Genomic DNA, 14106 nt, shown 5'->3' on the forward strand with positions numbered 1-14106 from the left:
GCAGCACCCGGCAGGGAGCCTCAGCGAACCGCCGCGGAGCGGCGCCGGCGGGTGCGGCCCGCGGGCATCTCGCTGGCAGCCTGTTCGGCGGCGGCCGCCGCCGCCGCGGGAGCCGTTGTTGCCGGCACAGCAGCGGCGACAGCCGCCGGAGCTGGAGCCGGAGCCGCACTGCGGGGACGCTTGTGGGGAACGGATCGGGAGCCGCCGTCACGACGCCCACCGCGGGACCGGGGAGCCGGCCGATCATCGGGTTCGGCATCGGCCCTGCCCTTGTAGGCCGGCGTTCCGGCCGGTGCCGGCTGCACGAGGCAGAGGATCAGCGGCTCCACCTGCAGTTCGCGGCGCAACCGGCGCTGCAGGCCCACTTCCACCTCGCGCTGGAGGCCGATCCAGTCGACTTCAGGTGCCGCGTCGCCCGTGTTGCGGGCCAGCTGTTTCCAGCGGTTCTCCAGCACCCAGCCCACCTCGCGTTCGGACCAGAGGGACAGCTTGCGGGGATCCGCCGTGGTGACCACACCACGGAGGTTGACCCTGGGGGGGGCCACCATCACCCCATCAGTGCTGATGGCCGCCAGAAGGGTGACGACACCGTCGTCGGCCAGCTGCTGGCGCTCCTTGAGCACCCGGGCATCGACGATGCCGTTGCGGGAGGCATCGAGCAGCTCGATGCCGGCCTTGACCGGATCTCCCTTGCGCAGGCTGTCGGGCGTCAGCTCGACCACATCGCCGTTGTCGATGATCAGGGTGTGGTCCGCCGGCACGCCCATGGACTGGGCCGTGCGGGAGTGGGCCACGAGCATGCGGTGTTCCCCGTGAACCGGCACGAAGAACTTGGGACGGGTGAGGGCGAGCATGAGCTTTTCGTCCTCCTGGGAACCATGGCCTGACACGTGAATCCCCTCGCCCTTGCCGTAGACCACCCGGGCTCCGAGCATCATCAGCCGATCGATGGTGTTCACCACGGAGATGGTGTTGCCCGGAATCGGACTGGCCGAGAAGATGATCGTGTCCGACGTCTTCACCTGCACCTGGGGGTGCTCACCGCGGGAAATGCGACTCAGGGCGGCGAGGGGCTCGCCCTGGCTGCCGGTCATGAGCAGCAGCGTTTCACGGTCGGGCAGATCGCGGATCTGCTTGATCGGCACAAACAGATCGTCCGGGCAGCGCATGTAGCCGAGTTCCCTTGCCTTGGCGATCACGTTGAGCATGGAGCGCCCGAGCAGACCCACCTTGCGGCCATGCTTCATCGCCAGCTCGAGCACCATCGCGACGCGGTGCGTCGAACTGGCGAAGGTGGTGATGATGACGCGGCCATCGGCCGAACCGATGTGGCGATCGAGATTGGGGAAGACCGCCCGTTCGGGTGGCGTGAAGCCCGGCAGCTCAGCATTGGTGGAATCGCTGAACAGACAGAGCACTCCCTGCTCGCCGTAGTGCGCCATGCGCTGGACGTCGAAGTACTCGCCATCGACGGGGGTGTGATCGAATTTGAAATCACCGGTGAAGACCACCACACCCACTGGTGTGGTGATCGCCAGAGAGAAGCTGTCGGCGATGGAGTGGGTGTTGCGGATGAACTCCACCTTGAAGTGGCGACCCACCTGCACCACATCTCTCGGCCGAACCGTCTTGATCGTGGTGCGGTCGGTCACACCCGCCTCCTCCATCTTGCCCTGGAGCATCGACATGGCCAGGCGTGGCCCGTGGATGACGGGGATGTTGAAGTGCTTCAGGTGGTGGGAAATGCCACCGATATGGTCTTCGTGACCATGGGTCACGATCATGCCTTTGATCCGCTTCTGGTTCTCACGCAGGAAGCTGGTGTCCGGCAACACAACATTGACGCCATGCATGCCGTCGCTCGGGAAGGCCAAGCCGGCATCAACCAGCATCAGCTCGTCGCCGTATTCGAAGACGCAGGTGTTCTTGCCGATCTCGTGCAGGCCGCCGAGAGGAATCACGCGAAGCGGCGTCTGGCTCGATGAACCGTTGCGGGAAGGGGTTGATCTGGATTGGGTCATGCCACGCAGGCGTTGGGGTGTCGTGAAGCGAAATCAGGGGGGCGGAGTGCAGCGGCAGCGAAGCGGACATCGCCTCAGCCGTGCTCCGGAGCCATGGCGTCAGGTCTGACGCAGGGCAGCAAGAACGGTGGACAGGGTGGTTCTCATGGCTGCATCGGCAGGGAGGAGGGGAAGACGGGGCGCACCGACAGGCCATCCATCCAGTTCCAGCGCGGCCTTGACCGGAATCGGGTTGGTGGTGGCGAAGAGGGTACGGAAGAGGGGCCAGAGCTGGCGGTGGATCGATTCGGCGCGATCTGGCTCCCCGGCGAGATGGGCCTCGATCATGGAGCGGATCTCGGAGCCGGCGACGTGGCTGGCCACGCTCACGACGCCGGCGGCCCCGGCCGCCATGGCGGGCAGGGTGAGACTGTCGTCACCGGAGTAGATGGCCAGATCGGTCCCGCAGCGGGCCCGGAGTTCGCTGACTTCAGCGACGCGTCCAGTGGCGGCCTTGTAGCTGATGATGGACGGGCAGGACCTCAGTTCCGCCATCGTATCGACATCCAGCTGGCAGCCGGTGCGGCCAGGGATGTTGTAGATCATCAGTGGCAGCGATGGGGCGGCCTCGGCGATCGCCCGGAAGTGCGCCAGCAGACCCTCCTGCGGCGGCTTGTTGTAATACGGAACCACAACGAGCGCCCCGTCGGCACCGAGCTCCGCCGCCTCGCGTGTCGCCTCCACGGCCTCGGCCGTGCAGTTGCTGCCGGTGCCGGCCAGAACGGCGGCCCGCGGCCCGACTGCCTGCTTCACGGCGGACAGGAGGCGATGCTGCTCGTCCCAGCTGAGGGTCGGGGACTCACCGGTGGTGCCACAGACCACGATGGCGTCGGAGCCGTGGTCGACGAGGTGAACCGCCAGCCGGCCGGCCAGATCGCAGTCGACGCTGCCGTCGCCGGTGAACGGGGTGACCATGGCCGTGACCAGGCGGCCGAAGGGTGGTTGACGGGTCGGGACGGCCGTCATGGAGAGGGGGCGCCGAGGAGCAGTTCCGCGATCTGCACCGCGTTGAGGGCAGCGCCCTTGCGGATCTGATCACCGCAGAGCCAGAGCTCCAGGGATGTCGGATCGCTGCAGTCCTGGCGGATGCGGCCCACAGCGATCGGGTCCCGCCCGGTGACGTCCGTGGGCATGGGAAAACGATTGGCCTCGAAGTCCTCGATGAGGTCCACACCGGGAGCCGCCGCGAGGAGATCCCTGGCCTCCTGCACGGGGAAGGGCTCACGGAAACTGATGTTCACCATCTCGGAATGGGCGCGCAGCACGGGAACACGCACACACGTCGCCGTCAGACGCAGATCGGGAAGACCCATGATCTTGCGGGTTTCGCGGATCATCTTCCGCTCCTCCTCGCAGTAGCCGCTCGCATCGATGGGGGAGTTGTGGAGGAAGAGGTTGAAAGCCAGCGAATGGGGCAGAACCGAACTGCGCGGCGTTCCACCATCAAGAACGGTGCGGCTGAGCTGGCGCAGTTCCTCCATCGCCTGGGCTCCGGCCCCGCTGGCGGACTGATAGGTGCTCACCACCACACGCTCGATCGGGCAGCGGGCCTGCAGCGGCGCCAGAGCCAGGGTGAGCAGGATCGTGGTGCAGTTGGGGTTGGCGATCACCCCGCTGTGGGACCAGACGGCATCGGGGTTGACCTCGGGCACCACCAGCGGCACCTCTGGGTCCATGCGGAAGGCGCTGGAGTTGTCGATGACCACCGCGCCGGCGGCCACGGCGGCGGGCGCCCAGGTTCTGGAGGTGGAGCCGCCGGCTGAGGCGAGCACGAGATCGACGCCGTCAAAGGCCTCGCTGCAGCACTCCTGCACGGTGAGGCTGGAACCCTGCCAGGGCAGGGTGGTGCCGGCTGATCGCGCACTGGCCAGGGCCCGGAGCTCGGCGATCGGGAACCGGCGCTCCTCCAGAAGTTCGAGCAGCTCCCGACCCACCGCTCCGGTGGCCCCGAGCACCGCGACGGTCAGTGGGCGACTCGGGAGGGAGTCGGCGGTGTCTGAACTGTGGCCGGCGAGAGAAACCAAATCGGGAGGGCGGCGATCGCTCCAACGCGCCTGTCTGAAAAGCTCTGCGACGGCGGTCCTTCCGGCTGAGGTTAACCCTTGACTCCCGGCCCGGCCCGCCGGGAAGGGATGGGGAGAGCCGGAGGTGCTCAGGGAGACGACGCCTAAGGTTGTGGATTGTCCATCTCGCCCCGCCGATGAGCGCTGCCCTGAAGGTGTCCACCCAGCCCCGTCCGGGCAGCCGGCTCGAGGTGGCGGTGGAGGTTCCCGGCGCACGCTCCAGCGCGAGTTATGAGCAGGCGCTGCAGAGCCTCAGCAAAAGCGTCACCCTGCCGGGGTTCCGGCGTGGGCGGGTTCCCCGGGCCGTGCTGGTGCAGCAGATCGGGATTCAGCGGATCCGGGCCAGTGCCCTGGAAGGCCTGGTCGACAGCATCTGGCGGGATGCCATGGCCCAGGAATCGATCGAGGCTCTCGGACAGCCCGAGCTGCGTGAGGGCTTCGAGGCCCTGCTGGAGCGGTTCGAGCCCGGCACGGATCTGACACTGGTGCTGGAGCTGGACGTCAGTCCGCAGCCGAAGCTGCGCAGCAGCCGCAATCTCACGGCGGTGGCGGAGAGCGTGGCCTACGACCCCGCCAAGGTGGATGAACTGATCGAGCGGTCCCGGCGTGAGCTGGCGACGCTTGTGCCCGTCGAGGACCGGGCCGCCGCCGCCGGGGATGTGGCGCTGGTCGCCTTCGAGGGCACCTACACCGACACCGAGGAGCCCATCCAGGGCGGCCGATCGGACGCCATGGAGGTGGAGCTGGAAGAGGGACGCATGATCCCCGGTTTCGTGGAGGGGATCATCGGCCTCAGCCCCGGTGACGCCGCGACCATTCAGTGCCGCTTCCCGGACGACTATCCCCAGGAGGACTCACGTGGCCGGGAGGCCCGCTTCGAGCTGACCCTCAAGGAGCTGAAGAGTCGCGAGCTGCCGGAACTGGATGACAGCTTCGCCCGCTCCGCCGCCGACAAGGAGTCGATGGCGGAGCTGCGTGAGGAGCTCGAGACCCGTCTGCGGGAGGAAGCGGAGCGACAGAGTCGCTCCAACCGCCACGAGGCCCTGCTGGAGGCCCTGGTGTCCGAGCTGGAGGTGGAGCTGCCGGAAACCCTGGTTCAGCAGGAGATCCGGGCCCTGATCGAGCAGACAGCCACCCAGATGGCCCAGCAGGGCATGGATGTGAACAAGCTCTTCTCCAGGGATCTGGTGCGCAGCCTGATGGAGAGCTCCCGCCCCGAGGCGGAGAAGCGGCTGCGACGGGCCCTGGCCATCAAGGCTCTCGCCGAATCCGAGGATCTCGCGATTGCGGAGGCGGAGCTGGAATCGCGCATCAAGGAGGTTCGGCTGGAGCTGCAGCAGAGCCGCCAGAGCAGCGGCGAGATCGATGAGCAGCGCCTGCGCGACGCGGTGCAGGAGGACCTGCTCCGCACAGCCGTGATGGACTGGTTGGAAAGCAACAGCACGGTCCGGGAGCCGGAACCGGACACCGCGCCTGAAGCCGGCGCGAGCGACACCGAGGCCCCGGCCGCCGCCACAACACCATCACCTGCCAAACGGAAGGCAACGAAACCGGCGGACGCCGAGGGGTGAAGGCCACACCCGACCGCCCCGGAGCGGCCCATAGCATGCGATGCAACGTCAGACCCCTTTCCCACGCGTGATCGACGCCAGCCGAGTTCACCCCATCGCCAGTTGCTGGATGGGTGAGGCCCCCGTCAGCGGGATGCCCTCCGCGGCGCCAGGGGTGCTGCCGACCGTTGTCGAGCAGTCCGGCCGCGGCGAGCGCGCCTTCGACATCTACTCGCGCCTGCTGCGCGAGCGGATCATCTTTCTGGGCACCGGCATCGACGACCAGGTGGCCGATGCCCTCGTGGCCCAGCTGCTGTTCCTCGAGGCGGAGGACCCGGAGAAGGACATCCAGCTCTACGTGAACTCCCCGGGGGGTTCCGTGACGGCCGGCCTGGCCATCTACGACACGATGCAGCAGATCGCCCCGGACGTGGTGACCATCTGCTACGGCCTGGCGGCGAGCATGGGCGCCTTCCTGCTTTCGGGAGGCTGCAAGGGCAAGCGCCTGGCTCTGCCCAGCGCGCGGATCATGATCCACCAGCCCCTCGGCGGCGCCCAGGGACAGGCCGTGGACATCGAGATCCAGGCCAAGGAGATCCTCTTCCTCAAGGAGACCCTGAACGGACTGCTCTGCGAACACACCGGTCAGCCCATGGAGCGAATCGCGGCCGACACCGACCGCGACTACTTCCTTTCTCCCGCAGACGCGGTTGAATACGGACTGATTGACCGGGTCCTGACGGACACAACTCCGGTTTGATCGTTAAGGGAGGCTGACGACCGGACGATCCTCACCGATCCTGATGATCCGGGTCCCTCCCTCCGACCCCCGAGAGGACGCTCAGCCTCATGGCCAAGTTCGACGCCCACCTGAAATGCTCCTTCTGCGGCAAGTCGCAGGAGCAGGTGCGCAAGCTGATCGCGGGCCCCGGGGTCTACATCTGCGATGAGTGCATCGATCTCTGCAACGAGATCCTCGATGAGGAGCTCGTCGACAGCGCCACCGCAACCCGCGCCAGCGCCGAGGCCAGTCGCAAGCCCGCACCCCGCAAATCCGGCAAACCCGCCCCCACACTCGCCTCCATTCCCAAGCCCCAGGCGATCAAGAGCTTCCTGGATCAGCAGGTGGTGGGCCAGGACGAAGCCAAGAAGGTCCTTTCGGTCGCGGTCTACAACCACTACAAACGGCTGGCCTGGCAGGCCGAGCACAGCGATCCGGATTCGGCCGATTCGGGGCGCCATGCCCCGCGCCTGCACAAGTCGAACATCCTTCTGATCGGCCCGACGGGAAGCGGCAAGACGCTCCTGGCTCAGACCCTGGCCGAGATGCTAGAGGTGCCGTTCGCCGTGGCCGACGCCACGACCCTCACCGAAGCCGGCTATGTGGGCGAGGACGTGGAGAACATCCTGCTGCGGCTGCTGCAGAAGGCGGACCTGGATGTGGATCAGGCCCAGAGGGGAATCATCTACATCGATGAGATCGACAAGATCGCCCGCAAGAGCGAGAACCCGTCCATCACCCGCGATGTGTCCGGCGAGGGCGTGCAACAGGCCCTGCTGAAGATGCTGGAGGGGACCGTGGCCAACGTGCCCCCCAGGGTGGTCGCAAGCATCCCTACCAGGACTGCATCCAGATCGACACCAGCCAGATCCTCTTCATCTGTGGTGGCGCCTTCATGGGCCTCGATGATGTGGTGCAGCGCCGCATGGGTCGCAATGCCATCGGCTTCCTGCCGACGGACGGCCGCGGCGGCCGGGCGGCGCGGTCGATGCGCGAGCAGCACGCGGCCACGGTTCTGAGGCAACTCGAACCGGACGACCTGGTCCGCTACGGCCTGATTCCCGAATTCATCGGCCGCATGCCGGTCACGGCGGTGCTCGATCCCCTGGACTGCCGGGCTCTGGAATCGATTCTCACCGAGCCCCGCGATGCCCTGGTCAAGCAGTTCCGGACCCTTCTCAGCATGGACAACGTGCAGCTGAGCTTCGAACCGGCCGCCATCGAAGCCATCGCCCTCGAGGCACACCGACGCAAGACGGGCGCCCGGGCCCTGCGGGGGATCGTGGAGGAACTGATGCTCGATCTGATGTACGACCTGCCCTCCTCGAATGAGGCCAGCAGTTTCGTGGTCACCCGGGAGCTGGTCGAGCAGCGCACCCACCGCGCCCAGGTTCTTGAGTACCCCGGCGCAGCCGGTCTCGACCACACCCGCAAGGAAACCGCCTGATCCCAGGCACTGCATGGCGGCAGCCGACCACATCACCGTCCCCCGTCGCCACGGACTGTTCCTGCACCACGGCATCGATCTCGGCGATGGCACCGTCGCCCATTACCTCGAGGGCCGGGAGATTCTCCGCAGCCCCCTGAGTGACTTCGCCAGCGACGGCGGCCCCACCCAGGTGGTGGATCACGACCGCTGCGACCCTGCGGGGGTGACCCTGCGGCGGGCCATGGGGCGCATCGGGGAACAGCGCTACAACCTCCTGTTCAACAACTGCGAGCACTTCGCGACCTGGTGCAAGACCGGCCGCCACCGCAGCCGCCAGGTGGAGGACTGGCTGAACACAGGGGTCATGGGTGCGCTGGCGGTGGGTCAGCTGATGCCTGCAGCGCTCCTTGCCGCCGTACGGCTTCTGCTGCGCCAGGGGCTGCGCTCGGATGAGGCCCGGCAGCGGGCCCGGCAGGCGCTCAACCAGCTGGAGACCCTGCGGCAGCGTCTTCTCGATCGCCTGGAAACCACCCTGGAGCAGGCCGAGGCATGGGTCGGATCGGCCGGGGGCGGACACTCCGGCCGTGCTGACGCCCTGAGGCTGGCCGGCCAGCGCCTGGCCGACGAGCTGGCGGCGGTGGAGGATCTCGAGGAACGCCTGGACCGGCTGCTCGGTGCCGGGCAGGAGCCGGGCGAAGGGCCATGACCCAGACCTACCAGCCGCTGCATCACCGCTACCGGCCGCAGCGCTTCGCCGACCTGGTGGGGCAGGAGGCCATCGCCGCGGCCCTCAGCCACGCCCTGGAGCGGAACCGCATCGCGCCGGCCTATCTGTTCAGCGGCCCGAGAGGCACCGGCAAGACCTCCAGCGCCCGCATCCTGGCCCGCTCACTCAACTGCCTGAGCCGCAGCGGCCCGGACCCCGACCCCTGCGGCACCTGCGACCTCTGCCGCTCGATCGCCGCAGGCACAGCGCTCGATGTGATCGAGATCGATGCCGCCAGCAACACCGGTGTGGACAACATCCGCGAGCTGATCGAACGCTCGCGCTTCGCTCCGGTGCAGGCCCGCTGGAAGGTCTATGTGGTGGATGAATGCCACATGCTCTCCACCGCGGCCTTCAATGCGCTGCTGAAGACCCTGGAGGAGCCCCCGCCACGGGTGGTGTTCGTGCTGGCCACCACCGATCCCCAGCGGGTCCTGCCCACGATCCTGTCCCGCTGCCAGCGCTTCGACTTCCGGCGGATTCCCCTGGAGGCGCTGCGGGCCCACCTGAGCATGATCGCCGGCCGGGAGCAGATCGAGATCACCCCTGAAGCCCTCGACGTGGTGGCCCGCCGCGCCCAGGGAGGACTGCGGGATGCGGAGAGCCTCCTCGATCAGCTGAGCCTGCTGCCGGCACCCGTGGCCGCGGAAGCGGTGTGGGAGCTGCTCGGGGCGGTGCCGGAGCTGGAACTGATGGAGCTGGTTGAGGCCCTGGCGGACGAGGATGCACTCGCTCTGCTGGAGTCCTGTCGACGCCTGCTGGAACGGGGCCGGGACCCCGGAGCCCTGGTGCAGGGGATCGCCGGCATCCTGCGGGATCTGATGCTCGCCGCCGTGGCGCCGCAACGGGCCGACCTGCTGGATCTGAGCCCGGGCAGCCAGGAGCCTCTGCAGCGGCTCGCCGGCCGGGTCGAACGGAGCCGGCTTCTGCAATGGCACCACCGCCTTCAGGGCAGCGAGCAGCAGCTGCGCCACAGCACGCAGCCACGCCTCTGGCTGGAGGTGATGCTGCTCGGCCTGATGGCTCCGTCCACGGTGGCCGCCCCGCCGGCCGCGGCGGTGGCGCCGGCCGCTCGCCGCTCGCCGTCGCAGACGCCGGAGGGTCCCGCCGTGAGCGAGCCGGAGGCTGACGCTCCAGCCCGGACCCCGCCCAGGCCATCAGCCAGACCGGCGTCAGACCCTCAGGCGGGCACGGATCTCCAGGAGCTGTGGCAGCGGATCCTCGCCAGCCTGGAGCTGCCCTCGACCCGGATGCTGCTCTCCCAGCAGGCCCGGCTGATCCGGCTTGAGCGCAACCGGGCTGTGATCCAGGTGAGCGGCAAGTGGCTGGAAACGGTGCAGCAGCGCCTGACCCTGCTGCGCCAGGCGGTGAACCGGGCCGTGGGAAGCAGCCTCGAGGTTCAACTGGAAGCCTCCGGGGAACTCACGGCGGGGCCCCTTCCCCGGAGCAGCCCGGAGCCGATGCCACCCCCCCCAGCTCCGGTGTCGGCGCCGGCGCCGCAACCGGTTGCCGCAGCGCCCCCGACCGCTCCTGCCGGCCAGCCCACGCCCTCGAGCCGACCTGCTGCCGGCGGCGCCGGCGCAGCCCAGCCCCGTCGGCCCACTCCACCCCAGCCGCCGATGGGCTCTCCGGACGGCGAAGGGGCCCGGCGACTGGCGGACTTCTTCAACGGGGAAGTGGTGCAACTCGCCGATCAGAGCGGCCCTGACGGGGCAGACCCGCCGGAGGCCGGCCGGAGCGACGGCGGGCGGACCACCGGAGCCTCCTGAGCAGCCGCCCCAACCGAATCAGGGCAGACGAATCAGGGAGCCGGGGTCTGCAGATCAGCGGGATCGAGGAACTCGCCGGGTGGAGCCGGGTCGACGGGCCCCTGGTGGCTGGTCTTGGCCCAGACCAGCCGCTTGGGCAGGAGCGCCATGCGCACGGTGACCCAGGGGATCACGACAAACCAGTGGGCGAAGTAGAGAACAGCCAGCAGCACGTTCGCCGCCGTCGGGCGCGGTGGAGCCGGACCTTCCGCCGGGCGGGAGCATCCCTTCGCGATCACGCAGCCGGAGAGGGTGAGCGCGACAAGGGAGACCGGCCAGCTGACCGGCCAGCTGCCCGTGGCGACCGAGGCACCCAGATCGGTGGCCGACACCACGGGAAGGGCGTACTGCATCAGGAAGAAGCCCGTCAGATCAGCCCGCCTGCGCCAGGTGAGCCGGCCGGACACCAGACCGGGCCAGTAGTCGAAGAACCGCTGCAGCCCACCTTCCGCCCACCGCTGGCGCTGGCGCCACAGGGCCGGCAGGGTGCGGACGGCTTCCTCCTGAACGGGAGGGTCCCAGATCAGACCGACGGGTTCGCCGGCGAGCAGCAGCCGGAAGCTGAGATCCAGATCATCCGTGACCGTGGCCTCGTTGAAGCCGCCACTGCGCAGGAGTGCCTCGCGGCGGAGCAGCTCACCGTTCCCCCGCAGCTCCGCGATGCCGCCGGAGGCGAGGCGGGCCTCCTGGATCTCGGCATCGAAGACCATCTCCATGGCCTGGGCCCGGGTGAGCAGGTTCTCATCGGCGTTGACCACCGCCTTGCGGGTCTGAACCGCCGACCAGCCTCCGGTCAGGGCATGGCTCATGAGCCGCTCCAGGGCATCATCCTGCAGCTGCGCATCCGCGTCGAGGACCAACAGCCAGTCTCCGGAGAGCAGGGGCAGCACCGCATTGAGCGCGCCCGACTTGCCGCCGCCGTCACCACGGCCGCGCTGGAGGACATTCAGCTCGGGGCAACGGGCTTCCAGGGCCCTGAGAATGGCCCCGGTGCGGTCCTCGCTGCCATCGTCCACCACCCAGACGCGGCGGATCAGCCCTCGTGCGGGCAGGGTGAGCAGGCGCTGCACCAACCGCCCGATCACCTCCTGCTCATCACGGGCCGCCACCACCAGATCGAGTGAGGGGAGGGGCTCCAGGGTGGCCGACTCCGGAGCAGCGCTGTCCTTCGCCGTCTCGCTGGAGGATCCTGCGGCACCAGGGACACGGCGCGGCGGAAGCACGGTCCTGAGGCTGAAGCCGCCCAGCAGAAGCGCCAGAGCGGCCCCGGGGATGAGGTTCCGCGGTGAACTGAACCAATGGGGCGCGACGCCCACGCAGCCGCAGGCCAGGGCGAAGGCGGCCGCCTTGAGGCGCCGGCGTTCGCTGCTGGGCGCCATGGCGGCCATGGAAAGTCCCGTGGTGCGCGAACTTTAAGGGCCCTGCACGGGCTCGGGAGCCTCCATCTGGGCCAGTGATCGGAGCTGGGTCCCCGGGTAGTAGTGCATGAGGATCGCTTCCGGCGTCCAGCCGCGACGGGCCAGGTCCATGGCTCCGGCCTGGGAGAGTCCCACCCCGTGGCCGAAGCCGCCGCCGCTGAGCTGCCAGCGCCCGTCTCCGACCCGGTCCACCACGAACAGGGTGCTGGGCAAGCTGCGCAGGGTGCGGCGGATGGCATCCAGGCGCAGTTGGGTCCTGCCGTCGCTGCCGTCGATGACCAGAGCGGTGGCCCGCCCGCTGGGTCCACGTTCCACCACCTGGATGCGCTCCGGCCGGCCCACGGGTCGCCCCGCCGCGGCCAGAGCGGACCCCACCGCATCGGCCTGGAGGCTGCGGGTCCAGCGGAATCTGGGGTGACGCTGGCCATGGATCCCGGCCGGCTGCTCGAGAACGGATCTCACCTCGTCCTCGCTCGAGAGGGGCAGGCGGACCCTTTCGCGGAAGGAGGCATCACCGTCAGCAGCGGGTTGCAGGTAGGGAGGGGCCTGGCCGGACCAGGCCTCGTCGTACCCGGCCCGCACACCGCCGTTGCTGGCGTGATATACGGCGTGAATCGGGGTGCCCCGCCAGGTGAGCACCTGGCCGGCGGTGGCCTGCACGGCGCGGGTGACCCGGGGACTGGCCTGCCGCGGATCCTCGTAGACCTGGCACTGGGTGTCGCTGCAGAGGTGGTAGCCGTCGAGGTGGAAGCGGTGGCTGTTGCTCAGGGCCCAGGTGCGGGCGAGGATCGCCTGGGCTGACTGCGAGGCGGCAGGGGCCGAGGCCCCGATCTCATGGGGCACCACCCCCAGCAGGTAGCGCTCCAGCGGCACCTGCTCCACCAGGGTCCAGGTGCCGTGGGCATCGGGCTGAAGCCGGAACGGGCCCCGGAACACACCACCGTCCCAGCGCAGGCCGCCGGGGGCCTCGATCCTGAGGGGACCGGTCGGCAGCACCTCGCCCCCATCGGCTGCGTTCATGCCCTCAAGCACGGGCTGCAGGCGGGAGGTGATGACCGATCCGTGCAGGGACGGCGTCAATCCGGCAGGGGCCGGAGAGTCGGCAGGGGCCCAGACCTCCCAGTCGGAGGGATGGGCCACTTCCGCGTCCACCGACAGCTCCCGCCAGCGCCTGGCGACCTGCTCGGCCGATTCGAAACTCGGGTAGGGGCCGAGCACGGCCCGCCGGACGGTGAGCGGTTCATCCAACGGAACAGCCCTCCAACTGAGGCGGACGCTGGGCGCACTCCAGCGCTGACCCTCCGCATCGGTCAGGGTCACGGGTCCCTCCGCCGCGCTGAGCACCAGCGGGCCGGAGCGGCCGAGCTGGTCCTCGAGGGCCACCCAGAGCACCGGCGAGACCGCATCCACCGGAGGCGGGGGCGGCACCGGACGACGGGTCAGCACCTGGGCGCTGGTGCGATCACAGGCGGCGGTGAGGCCCAGAGCGACCATCAGGCCGAGGCCGATCCAGCGGCGGGACCGACCCCCGAGGCCAAGGCCGGAGAAACGATGAGCGGAAGGGGTGATGGTCACGTCCTAGAATTGTCGTTTGTGCCAAGTCGAGGAGCGATGGCGAAGCTGAAGACCCGCAAGGCTGCCGCCAAGCGCTTCAAGGTCACGGGCAGCGGCAAGTTCATGCGCCGGCGTGCCTTCCGCAACCACCTGCTCGATCCCAAGAGCCCCAAGCGCAAACGCTACCTGGCTGGCATGGCCCTGGTGGATGAGCGCGACGCCGAGAACGTGAGCCGCATGCTCCCCTACGCCTGACACCGCGGCGGCCAGCGAGCCGCCCGTCTCCTGACCCTTCCCTTCCTTCTTCACTCATGGCCCGCGTCAAAAGGGGCAACGTCGCCCGCCTGCGTCGCCGCAAGATCCTGAAGCTCGCCCGCGGCTTCCGCGGCGGCAACGGCCGGCTGTTCCGCACCGCCAACCAGAGGGTCATGAAGGCCCTCTGCAACGCCTACCGCGATCGCCGTCGCCGCAAGCGTGACTTCCGGCGTCTCTGGATCGCCCGGGTCAACGCCGCCGCTCGCATGAACGGCGTCAGCTACAGCCGCCTGATGGGTTCCCTCAAGAAGGCCGATGTGCGGCTCAACCGCAAGATGCTCGCCCAGCTGGCGGTGGCTGACCCCGGCAGCTTCACGGCCGTGGTCGACGCCGGCCGAAGCTGATCCGGTCCCGCCCGTCCG

At 68.9% G+C, this 14106-nt stretch carries 11 protein-coding genes and 1 pseudogene; 7 read left to right on the forward strand and 5 right to left on the reverse strand.

Annotated features, from left to right (window positions below; all coding sequences use genetic code 11):
* Positions 1–20 precede the first annotated feature (20 nt).
* From EVJ50_RS10175 to EVJ50_RS10185, 3 genes are all read right to left on the reverse strand, one after another.
* The gene (locus EVJ50_RS10175; RefSeq protein ID WP_150883844.1) at positions 21–2021 is read right to left on the reverse strand and encodes a ribonuclease J; all 2001 of its coding nucleotides are present in this window, start codon (positions 2019–2021) and stop codon (positions 21–23) included.
* 99 nt (positions 2022–2120) lie between these two features.
* The gene (dapA, locus tag EVJ50_RS10180; protein ID WP_150883845.1) at positions 2121–3026 is read right to left on the reverse strand and encodes a 4-hydroxy-tetrahydrodipicolinate synthase; all 906 of its coding nucleotides are present in this window, start codon (positions 3024–3026) and stop codon (positions 2121–2123) included.
* Positions 3023–4015 (reverse strand): aspartate-semialdehyde dehydrogenase, encoded by a 993-nt coding sequence (locus tag EVJ50_RS10185; protein ID WP_370455485.1) that lies wholly within the window; start codon positions 4013–4015, stop codon positions 3023–3025. Before EVJ50_RS10185 ends, dapA begins: the two co-directional genes overlap by 4 nt.
* Before the next feature lie 245 nt (positions 4016–4260).
* Here EVJ50_RS10185 and tig point away from each other — a divergent pair, with 245 nt between their 5' ends.
* The 5 genes and pseudogenes from tig to EVJ50_RS10210 all read left to right on the forward strand — a co-directional run bounded on the left by tig (position 4261) and on the right by EVJ50_RS10210 (position 10418).
* A complete protein-coding gene (gene tig, locus EVJ50_RS10190) occupies positions 4261–5694 on the forward strand; it encodes a trigger factor (RefSeq protein WP_150883847.1) in 1434 nt (477 codons plus the stop codon).
* A 67-nt stretch (positions 5695–5761) separates the two neighbouring features.
* A complete protein-coding gene (clpP, locus tag EVJ50_RS10195) occupies positions 5762–6433 on the forward strand; it encodes an ATP-dependent Clp endopeptidase proteolytic subunit ClpP (RefSeq protein WP_150883848.1) in 672 nt (223 codons plus the stop codon).
* 89 nt (positions 6434–6522) lie between these two features.
* Positions 6523–7901 (forward strand): annotated as a pseudogene (gene clpX, locus EVJ50_RS10200) (ATP-dependent protease ATP-binding subunit ClpX).
* A 13-nt stretch (positions 7902–7914) separates the two neighbouring features.
* The gene (locus tag EVJ50_RS10205) at positions 7915–8589 is read left to right on the forward strand and encodes a lecithin retinol acyltransferase family protein (RefSeq protein ID WP_150883849.1); all 675 of its coding nucleotides are present in this window, start codon (positions 7915–7917) and stop codon (positions 8587–8589) included.
* Positions 8586–10418, forward strand: coding sequence for a DNA polymerase III subunit gamma/tau (locus EVJ50_RS10210; protein WP_150883850.1), 1833 nt, complete (start codon positions 8586–8588; stop codon positions 10416–10418). Before EVJ50_RS10205 ends, EVJ50_RS10210 begins: the two co-directional genes overlap by 4 nt.
* Before the next feature lie 32 nt (positions 10419–10450).
* Here the strand turns inward: EVJ50_RS10210 and EVJ50_RS10215 are convergent, their stop codons facing one another.
* Together EVJ50_RS10215 and EVJ50_RS10220 are read right to left on the reverse strand one after the other, a co-directional pair.
* A complete protein-coding gene (locus tag EVJ50_RS10215; RefSeq protein WP_150883851.1) occupies positions 10451–11845 on the reverse strand; it encodes a glycosyltransferase family 2 protein in 1395 nt (464 codons plus the stop codon).
* 24 nt (positions 11846–11869) lie between these two features.
* Complete coding sequence (locus EVJ50_RS10220; RefSeq protein WP_150883852.1) at positions 11870–13369, reverse strand: SpoIID/LytB domain-containing protein; 1500 nt, start codon at positions 13367–13369, stop codon at positions 11870–11872.
* Between the two features lie 117 nt (positions 13370–13486).
* Between EVJ50_RS10220 and rpmI the strand changes: the two genes are divergently transcribed.
* Together rpmI and rplT are read left to right on the forward strand one after the other, a co-directional pair.
* On the forward strand, positions 13487–13684 hold the full coding sequence (rpmI, locus tag EVJ50_RS10225; RefSeq protein WP_150883853.1) for a 50S ribosomal protein L35: 198 nt from the start codon (positions 13487–13489) through the stop codon (positions 13682–13684).
* A gap of 56 nt (positions 13685–13740) precedes the next feature.
* On the forward strand, positions 13741–14088 hold the full coding sequence (gene rplT / locus EVJ50_RS10230) for a 50S ribosomal protein L20 (protein ID WP_150883854.1): 348 nt from the start codon (positions 13741–13743) through the stop codon (positions 14086–14088).
* Positions 14089–14106 lie beyond the last annotated feature (18 nt).

Source organism: Synechococcus sp. RSCCF101 (genome assembly GCF_008807075.1).
Lineage (GTDB): Bacteria > Cyanobacteriota > Cyanobacteriia > PCC-6307 > Cyanobiaceae > RSCCF101.

Excerpts from the sequence above, each read along its gene's own strand:
- EVJ50_RS10175 (WP_150883844.1), bottom strand. The coding sequence starts at position 2,021 with ATGACCCAATCCAGATCAACCCCTTCCCGCAACGGTTCATCGAGCCAG.
- dapA (WP_150883845.1), bottom strand. The coding sequence starts at position 3,026 with ATGACGGCCGTCCCGACCCGTCAACCACCCTTCGGCCGCCTGGTCACG.
- tig (WP_150883847.1), top strand. The coding sequence starts at position 4,261 with ATGAGCGCTGCCCTGAAGGTGTCCACCCAGCCCCGTCCGGGCAGCCGG.
- EVJ50_RS10205 (WP_150883849.1), top strand. The coding sequence starts at position 7,915 with ATGGCGGCAGCCGACCACATCACCGTCCCCCGTCGCCACGGACTGTTC.
- EVJ50_RS10210 (WP_150883850.1), top strand. The coding sequence starts at position 8,586 with ATGACCCAGACCTACCAGCCGCTGCATCACCGCTACCGGCCGCAGCGC.
- EVJ50_RS10215 (WP_150883851.1), bottom strand. The coding sequence starts at position 11,845 with ATGGCCGCCATGGCGCCCAGCAGCGAACGCCGGCGCCTCAAGGCGGCC.
- EVJ50_RS10220 (WP_150883852.1), bottom strand. The coding sequence starts at position 13,369 with ATGGTCGCTCTGGGCCTCACCGCCGCCTGTGATCGCACCAGCGCCCAG.
- rpmI (WP_150883853.1), top strand. The coding sequence starts at position 13,487 with ATGGCGAAGCTGAAGACCCGCAAGGCTGCCGCCAAGCGCTTCAAGGTC.
- rplT (WP_150883854.1), top strand. The coding sequence starts at position 13,741 with ATGGCCCGCGTCAAAAGGGGCAACGTCGCCCGCCTGCGTCGCCGCAAG.